Source organism: Thermoanaerobaculia bacterium, assembly GCA_035260525.1.
Classification (GTDB): domain Bacteria; phylum Acidobacteriota; class Thermoanaerobaculia; order UBA5066; family DATFVB01; genus DATFVB01.
Window position 1 is genome coordinate 1 of the sequence record DATFVB010000110.1, and the last position, 15,668, is coordinate 15,668.

Annotated in this window: 14 protein-coding genes; 5 read left to right on the forward strand and 9 right to left on the reverse strand. The window is 68.4% G+C overall.

What is annotated here, in order from left to right:
* Positions 1 to 1,486: S41 family peptidase (locus VKH46_05335; protein ID HKB70246.1), on the reverse strand; the 1,486-nt coding region annotated here is incomplete at its 3' end.
* A 146-nt stretch (positions 1,487 to 1,632) separates the two neighbouring features.
* Between VKH46_05335 and VKH46_05340 the strand changes: the two genes are divergently transcribed.
* Both VKH46_05340 and tatC read left to right on the forward strand, forming a co-directional pair.
* On the forward strand, positions 1,633 to 1,908 hold the full coding sequence (locus tag VKH46_05340) for a TatA/E family twin arginine-targeting protein translocase (protein ID HKB70247.1): 276 nt from the start codon (positions 1,633 to 1,635) through the stop codon (positions 1,906 to 1,908).
* Between the two features lie 15 nt (positions 1,909 to 1,923).
* Positions 1,924 to 2,694 carry a twin-arginine translocase subunit TatC gene (gene tatC / locus VKH46_05345; protein HKB70248.1) on the forward strand — a complete coding sequence of 257 codons (771 nt, stop codon included), beginning with the start codon at positions 1,924 to 1,926 and terminating at the stop codon, positions 2,692 to 2,694.
* A gap of 256 nt (positions 2,695 to 2,950) precedes the next feature.
* Here tatC and VKH46_05350 read toward each other — a convergent pair whose 3' ends face one another.
* The 6 genes from VKH46_05350 to VKH46_05375 all read right to left on the reverse strand — a co-directional run bounded on the left by VKH46_05350 (position 2,951) and on the right by VKH46_05375 (position 9,446).
* A complete protein-coding gene (locus tag VKH46_05350; GenBank protein HKB70249.1) occupies positions 2,951 to 3,940 on the reverse strand; it encodes a potassium channel protein in 990 nt (329 codons plus the stop codon).
* Between the two features lie 79 nt (positions 3,941 to 4,019).
* Positions 4,020 to 5,300, reverse strand: coding sequence for a dipeptidase (locus tag VKH46_05355; GenBank protein ID HKB70250.1), 1,281 nt, complete (start codon positions 5,298 to 5,300; stop codon positions 4,020 to 4,022).
* A complete protein-coding gene (locus VKH46_05360; protein ID HKB70251.1) occupies positions 5,284 to 5,760 on the reverse strand; it encodes an HAD-IIIA family hydrolase in 477 nt (158 codons plus the stop codon). Before VKH46_05360 ends, VKH46_05355 begins: the two co-directional genes overlap by 17 nt.
* Positions 5,757 to 6,713, reverse strand: coding sequence for a KpsF/GutQ family sugar-phosphate isomerase (locus VKH46_05365; GenBank protein ID HKB70252.1), 957 nt, complete (start codon positions 6,711 to 6,713; stop codon positions 5,757 to 5,759). Before VKH46_05365 ends, VKH46_05360 begins: the two co-directional genes overlap by 4 nt.
* A 526-nt stretch (positions 6,714 to 7,239) precedes the next feature.
* Positions 7,240 to 7,422, reverse strand: a complete 183-nt coding sequence (locus tag VKH46_05370) for a hypothetical protein (protein ID HKB70253.1) — start codon at positions 7,420 to 7,422, stop codon at positions 7,240 to 7,242.
* 116 nt (positions 7,423 to 7,538) lie between these two features.
* Positions 7,539 to 9,446, reverse strand: a complete 1,908-nt coding sequence (locus VKH46_05375) for a M12 family metallo-peptidase (GenBank protein ID HKB70254.1) — start codon at positions 9,444 to 9,446, stop codon at positions 7,539 to 7,541.
* A gap of 91 nt (positions 9,447 to 9,537) precedes the next feature.
* Between VKH46_05375 and VKH46_05380 the strand changes: the two genes are divergently transcribed.
* Both VKH46_05380 and VKH46_05385 read left to right on the forward strand, forming a co-directional pair.
* Positions 9,538 to 10,131 (forward strand): TetR/AcrR family transcriptional regulator, encoded by a 594-nt coding sequence (locus tag VKH46_05380; protein HKB70255.1) that lies wholly within the window; start codon positions 9,538 to 9,540, stop codon positions 10,129 to 10,131.
* Positions 10,128 to 12,365 carry a M28 family peptidase gene (locus VKH46_05385; protein ID HKB70256.1) on the forward strand — a complete coding sequence of 746 codons (2,238 nt, stop codon included), beginning with the start codon at positions 10,128 to 10,130 and terminating at the stop codon, positions 12,363 to 12,365. Before VKH46_05380 ends, VKH46_05385 begins: the two co-directional genes overlap by 4 nt.
* Before the next feature lie 4 nt (positions 12,366 to 12,369).
* Here VKH46_05385 and kdsA read toward each other — a convergent pair whose 3' ends face one another.
* Both kdsA and VKH46_05395 read right to left on the reverse strand, forming a co-directional pair.
* Positions 12,370 to 13,197: a 3-deoxy-8-phosphooctulonate synthase gene (gene kdsA / locus VKH46_05390; protein ID HKB70257.1), complete on the reverse strand. Its 828-nt coding sequence runs from the start codon at positions 13,195 to 13,197 to the stop codon at positions 12,370 to 12,372.
* Positions 13,198 to 13,237: 40 nt separating this feature from the next.
* Positions 13,238 to 14,902 (reverse strand): CTP synthase, encoded by a 1,665-nt coding sequence (locus VKH46_05395; protein ID HKB70258.1) that lies wholly within the window; start codon positions 14,900 to 14,902, stop codon positions 13,238 to 13,240.
* Between the two features lie 129 nt (positions 14,903 to 15,031).
* Between VKH46_05395 and VKH46_05400 the strand changes: the two genes are divergently transcribed.
* Complete coding sequence (locus tag VKH46_05400; GenBank protein ID HKB70259.1) at positions 15,032 to 15,568, forward strand: hypothetical protein; 537 nt, start codon at positions 15,032 to 15,034, stop codon at positions 15,566 to 15,568.
* Positions 15,569 to 15,668 lie beyond the last annotated feature (100 nt).

Genomic DNA, 15,668 nt, shown 5'->3' on the forward strand with positions numbered 1-15,668 from the left:
TCTTCCAGCCTTCGGCGAGGCCGTACTTGGAGTTGAGGATCTCCGTCCGGATCGTCGCGTCGATCAGCTCTTTGGACGGGTCCGCTTCGTAGTCCTTCCGCACGGCCGCCGCGTCCTCGAGCCCCTGCTCCTGGACGTACCGGAAGAACGCGCTCCGCACGCTTTCGTCGACCGGCAGGCTTTCCGGGACGTTCGGGTGCCGGGCGAGGTAATCGACCGCGAAGTTGAAGAACACGCCGTGCGCCTGGAGACGCTGCACGAACTTCGACGCTTTCTCGTAGCGGACGACGTCGTCGGGCGTGATTCCGCCCGACGCGTACACCGGCCGCCCCGCGTCCGTGTAGAAGACCTTCCCGTTCTTCCGCGCGTCGGCGTCGCGGTTGTCCGCCGCGTCGTCGTCGGGATTGATGTAGTCGTAGAAGTTCGAGTAGTCGCGCTGAATCCAGCGTCCCGACGGCGTGTAGTACTTCGCCGTCGTCAGGGCGAGGCCCGCGCCGTACGGCAGGGGATAGACGCCCTGCACGAGGCCTTTCCCCCACGTCGTGGTCCCGACGATGAGGCCCCGGTCGTGGTCCTGGATCGCCCCCGAGACGATCTCGGAGGCCGACGCCGAGCCGCGGTTGACGAGCAGGACGAGCGGGCCGTCGAAGTGCGGGCCGTTCCCCGGCGCGTAGAAATCCTGGTCCGAGGAGGCGGTTCGCCCGCGGGTGTAGACGACCTTCTCCTTCTTTTTCAGGAAGATGTCCGCGATGTCGACCGCCTGATCGAGGACGCCGCCCGGATTGCCGCGCAGGTCGAAGACCAGCCTCTTCATTCCCTGCTGCTTGAGCCGGTCGATCGCGGAGATCACCTCGCCGCTCGACGTGTGCGTGAATTCCGCGAGATGGATGTAGCCGACGTCCGGCGTCAGCATGAACGCGTAGCGAACCGAATTCGTCGGGATCTCCGCGCGCGTGATCGTCATCTCGATCGGCTCGTTGAAGCCGGCGCGCCGGATCGTGATCGTCACCTGCGTCCCTTTCGGTCCCTTCAGGTGCCGGACGACCTCGTCGGAGGTCCAGTCGTCGATCGGCTCGCCGTTGATCCGGCTGATGATGTCTCCCGCCCGGATTCCCTTCTTCCAGGCCGGCGTTCCCTCGATCGGCGAGATCACGGTGACGTGGCCCTGCCGTTTCTGGATCGAGATGCCGAGCCCGTAGAACGATCCCCGCTGCTTCTCCTCCATCGAGGAGAACTCGTTCGGATCGAGGAAGTTCGTGTGGGGATCGAGGCGAGACAGCATCCCGCGGATCGACGCGTAGACGAGCTTGTCCGGGGCGGTCTTCTCCGCGCTCCAGTCGCCGGCCGCGGTGATCAGCTCCGCGTACTCCGAAAGGGACGGCGTTCCTCCCTCCGGCTCGGCGCTCATCTTTCGGCCGCCGGCGCCTCCGAGCAGCGTCGCTCCGGCGACGATTCCAACGAACAGCAGGATCGTTTTCCGCTTCACCCCGGGACCTCCACCCTCCCAAACGCAGCGGGAGGTCCGTTCATTCTCCCACGCGTTCCCCGTTTCTGGCCAGACGCTTCCTCGATTCTCCGGCCGAATTGACGGCGGCCTCGGCGGGGCACAGAATACGCGCGAAAGGGGTGCTCATGCTCGGCTCCATCGGCATGCCGGAATTGATCCTCATCTTCATCGTCGCGTTGATCGTCTTCGGGCCGAAGAAGCTCCCGGAGATCGGCAAATCGCTCGGAAAAGGGCTCGGAGAGTTCAAGAAGGCCTCCGAGGATTTCAAGCAGAGCATCCAGAGAGAGGTGGACGGGCTGAAGGAGGAAGCGAAGATCGAGCCCCTGGCGCCGCCCGCTCCGCCCGCCATCCCGCCCGCTCCCGCTCCACCGCCGGCCGATTCGGCCGTGAAGCCAGGCTAGCCGGGCGCTTCCAGTTTGAACATCGCGCCGAACCGGGATCGGGAGCCGGGCGAAGAAGAGCTCCCGCGCATGGGGTTCTTCGACCATCTCGAGGAGCTGCGCCGCCGTCTGATCTGGTCGATCCTGGCCGTCGCGATCGCCTTCGTCGGCGCGTGGACGTATTCGCCGACCCTCTTCCACTGGATCGAGCAGCCCATCCTTCCCTACCTCCCGAAGGGGAACCATCTCGCCTTCACGACCATGCCGGAGCCGTTCATCCTGTATTTCCGGGTGGCGCTCTACGGCGGGCTCATCGTCGCGTCCCCGTTCCTCCTCTGGCAGGTCTGGTTGTTCATCGTGCCGGCGCTCTACCGGCGCGAGCGGCGCTATGCCGTTCCGTTCATCGTCGTCACCGCTCTTTTCTTCCTGACGGGGTGCGCGTTCGGCTACTTCGTCGCCTTTCCGCGGGTCTGCCAGTTCCTGGTCGGCATGGGCACTCAGACGGGATTCACGCCGGTCATCACGGTCAACGAATACCTCTCGATGGCGTCGAAAATCATCTTCGGGCTCGGGCTCTGCTTCGAGCTCCCGATCCTCGTCTTCTTCCTCGCTCGGATCGGGCTCGTCACGGAGCGGTTCCTGCTGGCGAAGTTCAAGTACGCGGTCCTCCTGATCTTCGTGATCGCGGCGGTCATCACGCCGACCCCGGACATGATGACGCAGTGCGTCTTCGCGCTTCCGATGATCGCGCTGTATCTGGTGGGAATCCTGATCGCCTGGGTGTTTCGCCGCCGCGCGCCGGCGTAGCCGGGCGTAGCCGGCGCGGCGATACGCGCCGTTATACGGGCCCGTCCGGCCTGGCGTCGGCTAGACGTACGTTCTCAGTACGCCTTCACCGCCGCCCGGCCGGCCGAACCCGTCTTCCAGCACGTCTCCCCGCGCCTCGAGGAGGTCGTCGACGACATTCGGGTCTTCACAATCGATCAGGGCCGGCGCGGCGATACGTGCCGTTATACGGGCCCGTCCGGACTGGCGTCGGCTAGACGTACGTTCTCAGTACGCCTTATGGCCGTGCCAGCCGCTGCATGGCGGCCAGCCGATCCGGATGCCCCAGACAGATCATCGTGTCCCCCTCGTCGACGACGTAGCTCGACTCGGGGTTGAAGATCGACTCGCCGGCCGCCTTGTTGACCGCGACGACGATCACGCCGTGCTCCCGGCGGATGGGACTTTCCGAGAACGGCACGCCGCAGAGGCTCGAACCGGGTAGAACGTGGATCTCCTGCATCTCGAGCTCGACGTTCTGCTTTCCCGTCGCGAGGTGGATGAAATCGACGACGGCCGGCATCAGGAGGTGCTGGACCATCTCCCGCCCGCCGATCTGCGTGGGCGCGATCGTCCGGTCCGCTCCCGCCCGCTTGAGGCGCGCCGAGGCCGTGTCGTCGCTCGTCCGCGCGACGATCCGAATCCCGGGGTTCGATTCGCGCGCCGTCAGCGTGACGTAGAGGTTGTCCGCATCGGACTCGAGCGCCGCGACGAGCCCCTTCGCGCGCTCGATTCCGGCCTGCGCCAGGACGCCCTCGCTCGTCGCGTCGCCGAGGATCACGTCTTCGCCGCGGGCGATCCGTTCGCGGACCGCCTCCTCGCTGCGCTCGATGATCACGAAGGGGACGCCGTGACGGCCGAGCTCCTCCGCGACCGTCCTTCCGACGCGCCCGTGGCCGCAGACGACGTAGTGCCCTTCCATCCGGCCGATGCGGCGTTCCACCTTACGCCTCCAGAAAACCCGCCCCATCTCGCCCTCGAAGACGAAACGGGTCGCGATCGACGCGGCGTAGCCCACCACGCCGACGCCGCAGACGAGGAGGAACGCGTTGAGTTCGCGGCCGGCGCGGGAAAGGGGCGGCATCAAGCCGTGCCCGAGCGGCGTCACCGACAGGAGGGCCGTGTAGAACGCGTCGAACCAGTCGAGCCGCTCGATCGAGCGAAAGAGGATGCCGCCGAGCAGGATCACGGCGCCGAACAGAGTCAGGGCCCGGTAGACGCGCTGCATGGGACATGAAGCTCCAGGGAATCATACCGTGCGGGGCGGAGGGCCCGCGCCCGCCGCCCGCGGGACCGGTCCCGCGGCGTCAGCGATTGGAAATCGTCGCGGTCGACGGGGGCTCGGCGGCGAGCGAGCGAGAGATCGCCTCGACTTGCGCGAAGAAGCGCAGGAAGTTCTCGCCGAGCACGCCCCGCACCTCCTCCTCGGAATGGCCCCGCCGGAGGAGCTCTTCGGTGATCCGGGGAAGCTTCGACACGTCTTCGAGGCCGTCGGGAGGGTCGGGGATTCCGTCGAAGTCGCTGCCGATGCCGGCGGCGCCCGGCCCCGCGATCCGCATCACCCGCTCGATGTGCTCGACGACCTTCTTCCCGTCGGCTCGCGCGGGCGGGACCGCGTCGAAGAGCGCGTTCTCCTCCTTTTCCCGCCGCAGGGGATCAGACGCCCATTTCGCCTCGAGCGCCTCGTACTGCGGCCGCAGGGCTTCGATCCGCGACCGGTAGGCCGCCGCCGCTTCGCCGTCGAGGAACATCGCGCTGACGTTGACCATCACGACGCCGCCTCCCGCGCCGATGCGACGGATCTGGTCGTCGGTCAAGTTGCGCGGGATCGGCGAAAGGGCGCGGCACGAGGAGTGCGACGCGAAGACGGGCGCCCGGGAGGCGGCGAGGACGTCGTCGATCGTCTCGTCGGAGACGTGAGAGACGTCGACCATCATCCCGAGGCGATTCATCTCCCGGACCACCGCGCGGCCGAAATCGGTCAGGCCGCCGTGAACGCGCGTCTTCTCCGGATCGAAGTCGGGCGAGGTGAAGGAGCCGGAGGAATCGGCCCAGTGATTCGTGTTCGTATGCGTGAGGGTCATGTAGCGGACGCCGAGCCGGTGAAAGTCGCGCAGCGCGCCGAGGGAATCCTCGATCGCGTGCCCTCCTTCGATACCCGTGAGGACTGCGATCTTTCCTTCCGCCTTGATCCGCCGGACGTCGGCCGCCGACGCGGCGAAGGCCAGATCCGCGGGGTGCGCGTCGACGACCCGGTGGACGAGGTCGACGAGCTCGAGAGCCTTCTTCGCGGCCCCTCCCGTCTCGGCGTAGACGGCCGGAACGTAGGCGGCGAAGAACACTGCCGAAAGGCCCCCTTCCTTCGCGCGGGGGAGGTCGAAGTGGCGGGTCGCGCCGAGGACGCCGACGTCGGCCCATTTCTCGTCGAGCTCCCACGGCACGTCCTCGTGCGTGTCGACCACGATCGCGGCGCGGTGGAGGCGGGCCCCGCGGAGCGCGACGGCGTCGGGCTCCGCGGCGACGGCCGCCGCCGCGGTCGCCGCCGGGCCTCGTCTCAGCATCGGCGTCTCCTCATCGTCCTTCGGCATCGTTTCTCCTCAGCACCTCTTCGACGAACTCGCGGACCGCTCCGCGTCCGCCGGGGCGCTCGAGCACGAGGTCGACGCGCTCGCGCACCACGCTCGGCGCGTCGCCGGGACAGGCGCAAAAGCCGCAGGCGTCGAAGAGCGGAAAGTCGGGGAGGTCGTCGCCGCAGGCCGCCGCCTCGGCGCTCTCGATCTTCCAGCGGGAGAGATACTCCCGCGCCGCCGCGCCCTTGTCCCGGACCCCCTGCTTGAAAGCGCGGACGCCCAGGTCGCGGGCCCGGACGACCGTCGCCCCGGAGACGCGTCCCGATATCCACGCGACCTTCAGGCCCGCGGCCATGGCCATCTTGATGCCGTGGCCGTCCTTCGTGTCGAAGATCTTGAGCTCACGCCCGCGGTCGTCGATGAAGAGCCGTCCGTCGGTCAACACCCCGTCGACGTCGAAGAAGAGCGCGCGGATCAAAAGAGGCCGACTCCCCAGAGGTCATGCAGGTGCAGGGCGCCGATGAGGCTCCCCGCGCCGTCGACGACGAAGAGCGACGTGATCTTGGCGTCTTCCATCCGCCGGAGCGCCGCCGACGCGAACTCCGCTTCCGCGATCGTCTTGGGCTGCCCGTGCGCGCACTCGCCCGCGGTCTTGACCAGGAGGCCGTCGTCGGCCTGCAGGAGACGGCGGAGATCCCCGTCGGAGATCGCGCCCCGGAGCGTTCCGTCGGCGCCCACGACCGCCGTGATCCCCATCATCTTCGCCGACATCTCGTGGATCGCCTCGCTCATGGTCGTGTCCGGCCGCACGCGCGGGATCCGGTCGCCGCGCCTCATGAGGTCGCGGACCCTCAGGAACTTCTTCCCGAGCTTCCCGCCCGGATGCAGGGCGGCGAAGTCCTCTTCGCGGAACCCTCTCTTCTCCGAGAGCGCCATCGCGAGCGCGTCGCCCATCGCGAGCATGGCCGTCGTCGAAGCGGTCGGAGCGAGGTTCAGCGGGCACGCTTCCCGGGAGATCGCGACCGAGATCGCGTGCTCCGCGGCCCGCGCCAGCGTCGATTCCGGCTGCCCGGTCATCGTGATGAGGGGAATCTCGAGGCGCTTGACGAATTCGAGCAGGCGGACGATCTCGTCCGTCTCTCCCGAGTACGACAGAGCGAGCACGACGTCTCCCTTGATCACCATCCCGAGGTCGCCGTGTATCGCCTCGGCCGGATGCAGGAAGAAGGCCGGGGTCCCGGTGGAAGCGAGGGTCGCCGCGATCTTCTGACCGATGATCCCCGATTTTCCCATCCCGGTGACGACGACCCGCCCCTGACACGCGTGCATCGCCTCGACCGCGGCTTCGAAAGCGGGCCCGACGTTCTCGATCTGTTCGCGGACGGAGTCCGCCTCGATTCTCAGAACTCGGCGCGCGCTGTCGAGGATCACTTCCTAGATATTAGCGCGGACCCTATGCGACGTTATACGGGCCCGACGGGCCTGCCGCCGGGCTTGACGTACGTTTTCCGTACGCTGCGCCCGCCGGCAGGCCCGTCGGGCTCGTCTTCCACCAGGTTTGGCCGCGCCTCGGCGTCCGTTCTTGGGGGAACGGTCGGCGGGTGGTCTTCCGGCGCCTCCAAACTCAATGGTGGGACCCCGGAGCGGTCGAGGGCACATGGAGCCGCGAGTGAAGCGAGCTCCCGAATTCCTCCCTTGGGGAGAGGACGCCGCGTACCCGCGGCCGGTGAGGGGCCGCGTTAGAAGCCCGAGCCGCGGAGGACACGTCGCGGAAAGTCTCGCCGAAAAGTATTCAGCGCGATCCTTCGGAAGAAGGATCCGCCGCGAAGCGGCGAGGCGCGAGGCGCCATGCGCATCAATCGCCGCGCACGGCAATGAGCGAGCTACCGAGGCAAGGAGGTCCGCGATGTGGGAGGTTGCGGGCCTCCCGCGGAGCGGGGCGCGCGGCCGACGAGTCTCAGTGGGCGGAGCGGGTTTTCAGTGAGTGCTCCGGATTCCAGCGCCGGCGCTGCAGCTCCTGGAGGTACCGCACGATCCGGTCGGAAGGAACGAAACCCTTGACGTCGCCATTGATCTTCGCTCCCGCGTGATCGTTGCGGGACCACCCGCTCACGGCCTGGAAGAGACGACGATGCGGCATGACGCCCTCCGGGGCGGAATAAATTGCAAGATCCGCGCCATGGAGACGCCTCCGGATGCGTCGCCCGGTCAACGTCGGTAGGTGCTCGGGTTCGGCCGAATACGTCCCGGGGAGGGTCAGAGGTGGAAGATCCTCGTCAGGAAGACGGCCATCTGACTTCTCGGGACCGCCGCCTTCGGACAGAAGTCGCCGCCGCCGCAGCCGTTCGTGATCGACTCGCGCGCGAGCTGCTCGATCCACGCCGCCCCGAAAGCGTTGGCGGGAACATCCGCGAACATCGCTCCGGTCGCGGCGGGGGGCGCGTACGCGCTCCCGTGCTCGGCGCGGAGAAGGAAGATGGCCATTTGCGCGCGGCTCACGTTGCCCGAAGGGCAGTACGTGGTCGCGCCGCAGCCGTCGGTGATCTTGCGCTTGCCGAAGTCCTCGATGAAATCGTAGGCATAGGCCCCGGGAGGGACGTCGGTGAAGACCTGCGGCTGATTCGGCAGCGGCACGAAGACGTTGAGTCCGCGCTCGATGAACACCGCCATGTCGGCGCGGGTGACCAGGGTGGAGGGACAGAACGCCGTGGCGGTGCAGCCCGGAATGATGCCCCATGCCGCCATCGTGTAGATCGCCGGAGCGAAGCCGTTGCTCAGAGGAACGTCGCTGAAAGTTCCTCCCGACATGCAGTCCGGCGCCAACGACGCGGCATTCAGGATCGTCGGGCGCAGCTGCTCGGAGATGCAGCGCGAATGGAACTTCAGCGAGATCTCGCTCCAGCCGAACAGGTGGCAGTAGCTCATGATCGTGCCCACGCCGGCGCCCGGGTCGACGTTCGGGCCGCTGTAGCATCCGGGCTCCGATCCGTAGCACTCGTCGATCGGCGGCGAATAGCAGTGGGTGTGCTCCGACCCGAAGTTGTGGCCGAGCTCGTGCGCGACCGCCTCCACGTCCCAGACGTCGCTTCCCGCCGGCGGCGAGTGGAAGTTCGTCATCGAGCCCTCGATGTTCCCCACGACCGCGTACCCGCCGGCCCAGTGGCCGTCGGCGGAGTCCCACTGGTCTCCCTGGCAGACCGTCGAGAGCCACGCGACCCCGCCTCCCATGTTCTTGCCGCTCAGGAAGAGGACGGTCGAGCGGGCCGTTCCCGACCCGTGTGCATGCCAGTAGTCGCCGACCTGGAAGAGCGCGGACAGGGGGTTCGACGTCGTCCAGGGATCGCTCGTCGTCGTCCAGACCCGCAGGAAGCCGATCTTCAGGCGGGTCTTCAGGTCCCGCCAGTAGATCGCGGAGACGGCGGCGAGCTCGTTGGAGAGGTAGTTCCTCTCGGTCGCCGCGTTTCCGAACCGGTGGAAGAGCTCGTAGTCGGTGTCGACGGCGATCGAGGCGGCGAACGGCTGCCCCGCGTCGGAGATCGCCGCCGTCGAAAGGAGGGCTTCGCGCGAAGGCGTCGCGGTCAGCCGTTCGGCGTCGCAGCGCCACGCGCGGGCGAGCGCCGCCCACTCTTCCTTCGAGAGACGGCGGACGACGTGCCCGGGCGTCTCCCGTTCCCAGCGGCCGAGCGGCTCGACGGCGTACGTCTCTTCGCCACGCTGGATGATCGCGTGCACGCTGGATCCGAAAGCCGAGAGGAAGACCCGCGAATCGGGATCTCCGGCGACCGTTCCCTCGTAGTAGGCGGCATCGGGGAGGGGAGCGTCGGTTTCGAGGCCGCCCGGACCCACCTCGACATTTCGGGCGGCGTCCGAGAAGAGGTCGAACCGGCGGAGCTCGAGATCGACGGATTCCGTGGAATCGAGCGGGAATCCATCGACCTGGACGGGTTCTTCCGGCTTCACGCTCCGAAGATCGGCGAGCGCGCCCGTCCGGAGGGAGAGGACGGTCTCGGATGACGACGCGACCGAGCGCGGCCGGACCGACGTCGAACCGGAACGCCGGATCGGACTGGGGACGGTCAGCGCCGCCGGCCGGGGGGATCCGAGGGAGGCCGCGGGGAGCAACGGAACGAGGAACGCCAGGAGAATCCCGCCGGGTCGATGCATCGAGTCACGGTACCAGCGGCGGCCGGATTTGGGCACTGGCCGGCGGGACAGGGCTTGACAAATACCTCGCCGTAAGTTAACGTTGTTAACAATGCAGATCCGAATCGCGGACGGCGCAATCCTCGGCGCGGCCCGGCGGCTGGTCGACGAAGAGGGGCTGCGCGCGTTGACCATGCGCCGTCTCGGCGACCGGCTGGGCGTCTCGGCGACGGCGCTCTACCGCCACTACCGCAACAAGGACGAGATCCTCGAAGAGCTCGTCGACGCGGCGAACGAGGTTCTCGGCGGATATCTCCGCCGGGCCGCCTCCGGCCCGAGCCCGGAGGGGCGCCTCCGAGGGACGGCTCGCGAATACGCCCGCTTCGCGCTCGAGGAACCCGAGTTCTACCGGATCCTCTTCCTCACGACGGGGCGTCCGAAGATGGACATTCTCCCGGAAGAGAGCCGCTCCGCGAACTTCCAGATTCTCATCGATCGGGTTCGCGCGTGTTCCGCGCGGGCCGCCGCCGATCCCGCGCTCGTCGCCATCTCTCTGTGGGCTCACTGGCACGGCCTCGTCGCGATGTACCGTGCGGGCCGATTCGGCGCCGATCCGGAGAAGTTCCTGGCGCTCTTCGAGCGGTCGGCCGACGTCTTCCTGCGGGCGATCACGTCGGGGCTTTCACCGGGCGAAGGCCGGAGATGAGGCGCGCATTCGCGGCCGCCGCCGGCCTGGGCCTGATCCTCTGGGCGGCCGTTCGCGTCGACCGGGCGCCGCGGCTCGACCGCGGGTCGTCCGATCGCTTCTCGGAGGCGCGCGCCCGCACGCAATTGCGCCGGTTGATCGGCGGGATCGCATCCCATCCGGTGGGCTCTTCGGAGAATCGGCGGATCGCGGACCGGCTCGTCGAAACCCTCGCCGCGATGGGATATCGCCCCGAGCGGCAGAGGGCCTTCGTGTGCGGCGACTTTCGTCGATCCTGCGGAGAGGTCGAGAACGTGATCGCGACGGCCGAAGGCTCCGCCTCGACCGGCGAGATCGTCCTGAACAGCCACTACGACTCGGTTCCCGCGTCGCCCGGCGCGTCGGATTCGATGGCGGGTGTCGCGGCCCTGCTCGAGATCGCGCGCGATCTGAAAACTCGTCCGCCCGGGCGGAACACCGTTCTCTTCGTGTTCGCCGACGGCGAGGAAGCGGGACTCCTGGGATCGACGGCGTTCGTGAACGCCCATCCTGCCGGGCGGATCCGCGTCGTCGTGAATCTCGAAGCCCGGGGCTCGCGGGGACCGAGCCTGCTCGCCGAAACCTCGGGCCCCGCTTCCGGCGTGCTCCTGCGCTTCGCGGCGAAGGCCCGTGGGCCCTTCGCCGATTCCGCGGTCACGGCGCTGACGGCGCTCCTCCCCAACGCGAACGACCTGGAGGAGTACCGGCGAACCGGAGCCGTGGGCCTGATGTTCGGTTTCGTCCAGGGGTTTCGGCAGTATCACTCGTCGACGGACACGGCGGAGGCGCTTTCACCCGAGACGCTCGGGCAGCACGGCCAGAATGCGCTCGATGCGCTGCAGGCGCTCCGGAACGAGGACCTCGGTGCGCTGCCGCGCGGCCCGGCCGGGTTCACGACGATCGTCGGGAAGCTGATCGTCTGGCCGCTCGGCGCGGCGTTGCCGGCCGCCCTCGCCGCGTTCGCGGTCTCGGTCGGGGCGGTCCTGATCCGTCGCCGAAGGGAGGGGATGCGCATCCGGGACGTCGCTGCCGCCGCGGGGTGGATCGTCGTCTCCATGGCGCTGGCGGGACTCGTGTCGCTCCTGACGATGAAGGTCATGCGGGCGGTCGCCGCATCGCCGACGCCGTGGAAGAGCCGGCTCGAGCCGGACTATCTCGCCGGTTGGGCCGGAGCGGTCCTGATTTCGATCGCCGTCGCCGGTCGAGCGGCGCGGCGCCGCGGGGTACCCGCGTTTTGGTCGGGCTCCCTGCTCGTCTGGTCGGTCCTGGCTCTCGTGCTCTCCGTCACGGCGCCCGCCGCGTCGCACCTCCTCTCGATTCCCGCCCTCTTCGGGGGCGCGCTGGCGCTGTTGCCGCCCGGACGATCGCCTTCCGGCGTCGTCGATCGTTCGCTCCTGACCGGCGTCGCGGCCGGATTGCTGGTCGCTCCCCGGATGCAGGTGCTCCTCGATCTCGGGGGGATGACGATCGTGCCCCTTCTCGCGGTATTCGCGGCCGGGATCGCCTCGTTCTTCGTTCCCGCCTGGTGCTCCGCGCCGCGAAGGCGGATTCTGCCGGCCGCCGCGCTCCTCTGGGCCGCGGCGATCGGCGCCGCGGCGGCCGTGCCGGCGTTCACGCCGAACGCGCCGCAGGCGCTCAGCCTCGCCTACGCACGGGACGCGGATTCCGGGGCCGCGCGGTGGGTCTCGAGCGGGTCGCCGTTGCCGGGTCCTCTTCGCGCCGCGGCCCGCTGGACCGAATGGCGCGCCCCGTTCGACTGGCTCGGCGCGAACGAGACCGGCCCGTCGGCGTCCGCGCCGGCGCTTGCACTGCCGCCGCCCCGATTCGACGTGCGGGAATCCACGGCGATCCCGGGAGGGCGCGAGGTTTCGGGGAAGCTCTGGTCACCGCGGGGCGCGCCGGTCGTGTACCTGGCGATTCCGGCGGGGGTCCGCGTGGAGGGGATTCGAATCGGGGGGCAGAGCGTGCCGCCGGATCTCGTTCGCCGAAGGCTCTTCGCCCCCGGGTGGGAAGTGGCGATCGTGTGGACGGTGCCGCCGGAGGGGATCGATCTCCGGATCCGGCTCGGACAGCCGGGGCCGGCCGAGATTACCCTGGCGGACCGCAGCCGGGGCCTTCCGCCGGAGGGCGCCGGGCTCGCCGCCGCTCGCGGCGCGGCCGCTGCTCCGAATTACTTCGGCGATTCGACGCTCGTCGAAACGCGCCGGAAGATCTGACCGGTCAGCGGCGCGCGGTTTCCGCGATCTCGAGGACCTCCCGCACGAGCCGGGGCAGGAGCTTGACGTCGAGCTGCGTCGAGGCGTCGCTCTTGGCGTGGTCGGGATCATCGTGGACCTCGAGGAAGAACCCGTCCACGAATCCGGTCGCCGCGGCCGCGCGGGCGAGCGCCGCCGCGTACTGCTTGACGCCGCCGGTCTCCTTGCCTCCTCCCGGAAGCTGCATCGAGTGCGTCACGTCGTACACGACGGGGACGCCCAGCGCCGCCATCATCGGGAACGCGCGGAAGTCGACGACGAGGTTGTTGTATCCGAAGCTCGTCCCGCGCTCGCAGAGCATCACCCGTCGGTTTCCGGACGCCGCGCACTTTTCGACGGCGAAACGCATGTCCGGCGGCGCGACGAACTGCCCTTTCTTGACGTTGATCGGCTTCCCCGTCTCGGCCGCCGCGGTGAGGAGGTCGGTCTGCCGGCAGAGGAAAGCGGGGATCTGCAGCACGTCGAGGACGCGGGCCGCCTTCGCGGCCTGCCCCGGCGCGTGGATGTCGGAGATGACCGGCAGCCCCGTCTTCTCCTTGACTTCCGCGAGGATGTCGAGGCCCTCCTCGAGCCCCGGGCCGCGGAACGAGGAGATCGAGGAGCGGTTCGCCTTGTCGAACGAGGACTTGAAGACGATCCGGGCGCCGGTCTTCTCGGCCACCGCGCGGATCTTGCGCGCCATCGCGAGGGAATGCTTGCGCGACTCGATGACGCAGGGTCCGGCGAAGAAGAGCGGGGGAGAGCCGCCGCCGATCGCGAAGCCGCGAGCGATCTCGATTCGCGAAGAGGACATTCGGCGGAAGTTTATCAGCGGGCCTTCGCCCGCCGCCCCACTAAGTCCGATCGGTTCGAACGCCCGCCCGTTCGGCCGCCGCGGCGTCGGTCTCGAGTTTCGCCGCCGCCCGGTGCGCCTTGGCCGCCCGGATGAAGTCCCGGAACAGCGGATGGCAGGCGAACGGCTTCGACTTGAGCTCCGGGTGGAACTGGCAGCCGAGGAACCACGGATGGTCGTCGTGGATCTCGATGATCTCGACGAATTTCCCGTCCGGCGACATCCCGGTGAACGAGAGGCCGTGCTGCTTGAGCTGGGGGAGGTACTCCTGGTTGACCTCGTAGCGGTGCCGGTGGCGGTCCCACACGAGAGACTCGCCGTAGGCCCGCGCCGCGAACGAGCCGGGGGAGAGCTCGGCCGGGTACTTGCCGAGGCGCATCGTGCCGCCGAGCGCGTCGACGCCGATCAGGTCCCTCAGCTTGTAGATGACCTTGTACTTGGGCTCTTCGTCGAATTCGGTCGAGTTCGCGCCCTCGAGCCCGCAGACGTTGCGCGCGAACTCGATGACGGCGCACTGGAGCCCGAGGCAGATCCCGAAGAAGGGGACCTTCTTCTCCCGCGCGTAGCGGATCGCGCGCATCATTCCTTCCGTGCCGCGCTTGCCGAAGCCGCCCGGGACGAGGATCGCGTCGGCGCGGAAGAGGTCCTCGGGGTAGTTCTCCCCTTCGAGCGTTTCGGCGTCGATGTACGTGAGCTTCACCTTCACGTCGTTGGCGATTCCGCCGTGCACGAGCGCCTCGTTGAGCGACTTGTAGGAGTCCCCGTAGTCGACGTACTTTCCGACGACGCCGATCTCGACTTCTCCGTGAGGCGACTTGATCCGGTTGACCAGGCTCTCCCACTTCGAAAGGTCCCGCTCGTAGTGCGGAAGGTTCAGCAGGTCGAGGATCTGCGTGTCGAGGTTCTCCGACGCGAAGGCGAGCGGCACCTCGTAGATCGACGGAACGTCGCGGGCCGTGATGACGGCTTCGACCGGCACGTTGCAGAAAAGGGCGATCTTGCGCTTGATCTCGAGCGGCAGCGGCCGGTCGGTCCGGCAGAGGAGGATGTCGGGCTGGATCCCGATCGAGAGGAGCTCTTTGACGGAATGCTGGGTCGGCTTCGTCTTGAGCTCGTCGGAGGCCTTGATGTAGGGCACGAGCGTCAGGTGGATGTTGACGGCGTTTCCGCGGCCGACGTCGAGCCGGAACTGCCGCATCGCCTCGAGGAAGGGGAGCGATTCGATGTCGCCGACCGTCCCGCCGATCTCGATGATGACGACGTCGGCCTCGGAGGAGACCGACCGCATCGCCTCCTTGATCTCGTCGGTGATGTGCGGGATCACCTGGACGGTCTTGCCGAGGTAGTCGCCGCGGCGCTCCTTGTCGATGACCGCCTTGTAGATGCGCCCCGTCGTCGTGTTGTTGAGGCGCGACCCGGTCATCGACGTGAACCGCTCGTAGTGTCCGAGGTCGAGGTCCGTCTCCGCGCCGTCGTCGGTGACGAACACCTCGCCGTGCTGGAAGGGCGACATCGTTCCGGGGTCCACGTTCAGGTACGGGTCGAGCTTCGCGAGCGCGACCGTGAATCCGCGGGCCTCCAGCAGGGCGCCGATCGAGGAGGCCGCGATCCCTTTTCCGAGCGACGACACGACGCCGCCCGTGACGAACAGATATTTGGTGCTCATCGTGGTCTCCTTCGTTCGGTCGGGTCGAGGTGTTCGAGGGGGTGAAGGGTCGTTTCCGAGAGGTTCGGACAGACGAGTCCGGGGACGGGAACGATCGAGCTCATGCGCGCATTCTTGGTAATATTAATCGTGCGTTCCGTTTTCGTCAAGAGGAGCGCGATGGCGGGACTCCTCGCCATTGCCGCATCGGCCGCGGCCGCCGCGCGCGCCGTCGATCTCGCCTGGCGGCGGATGGAATCGTCCGCGACGGGGCGCGCCCGCTGGATCTGGGCGACCGACGACGTCCGATCGCCGCAGCCGGCGCGGTTCACCGCGTCGCGCTCGGTCGCTCTCGACGCGGACGTTCCCGGAGCGCGCGCCAGAATCTTCGTCGACCGCGCGTACCGGCTCTTCCTCGACGGGCGTCTCGTCGGCGCCGGCGGGATGCGGCCCGGAGACGCGATGGATTCCTTCGCGCTTCCCGCTCTGGCGCGGGGCGTCCACACCATGGCGATCGAGGCGGGGAGTCCGACGGGGATCGGCGGAATCCTCTTCGCCCTCGACCTCGACGGCGCCGGCCGCAACGCCGTCGTCTCCGACTCGAGCTGGAAGGTCGGCGGCCGTCCCGTCTTCGTCTGGGGCGATCCGCCCATGTACCCGTGGGGATTCCCGCATCCGCGGCGTTGAGCCGCGCGAAGTCGCGGCGTTGAGCCGCGCGGAAAGGTCGCGTTGAGCCGCGCGAAGTCGCGGCGTTGAGCCGCGCGGAAAGGTCGCGTTGAGCCGCGCG

Excerpts from the sequence above, each read along its gene's own strand:
- VKH46_05340 (HKB70247.1), top strand. The coding sequence starts at position 1,633 with ATGCTCGGCTCCATCGGCATGCCGGAATTGATCCTCATCTTCATCGTC.
- VKH46_05350 (HKB70249.1), bottom strand. The coding sequence starts at position 3,940 with ATGCAGCGCGTCTACCGGGCCCTGACTCTGTTCGGCGCCGTGATCCTG.
- VKH46_05355 (HKB70250.1), bottom strand. The coding sequence starts at position 5,300 with ATGCCGAAGGACGATGAGGAGACGCCGATGCTGAGACGAGGCCCGGCG.
- VKH46_05370 (HKB70253.1), bottom strand. The coding sequence starts at position 7,422 with ATGCCGCATCGTCGTCTCTTCCAGGCCGTGAGCGGGTGGTCCCGCAAC.
- VKH46_05375 (HKB70254.1), bottom strand. The coding sequence starts at position 9,446 with ATGCATCGACCCGGCGGGATTCTCCTGGCGTTCCTCGTTCCGTTGCTC.
- VKH46_05380 (HKB70255.1), top strand. The coding sequence starts at position 9,538 with ATGCAGATCCGAATCGCGGACGGCGCAATCCTCGGCGCGGCCCGGCGG.
- VKH46_05385 (HKB70256.1), top strand. The coding sequence starts at position 10,128 with ATGAGGCGCGCATTCGCGGCCGCCGCCGGCCTGGGCCTGATCCTCTGG.
- kdsA (HKB70257.1), bottom strand. The coding sequence starts at position 13,197 with ATGTCCTCTTCGCGAATCGAGATCGCTCGCGGCTTCGCGATCGGCGGC.
- VKH46_05395 (HKB70258.1), bottom strand. The coding sequence starts at position 14,902 with ATGAGCACCAAATATCTGTTCGTCACGGGCGGCGTCGTGTCGTCGCTC.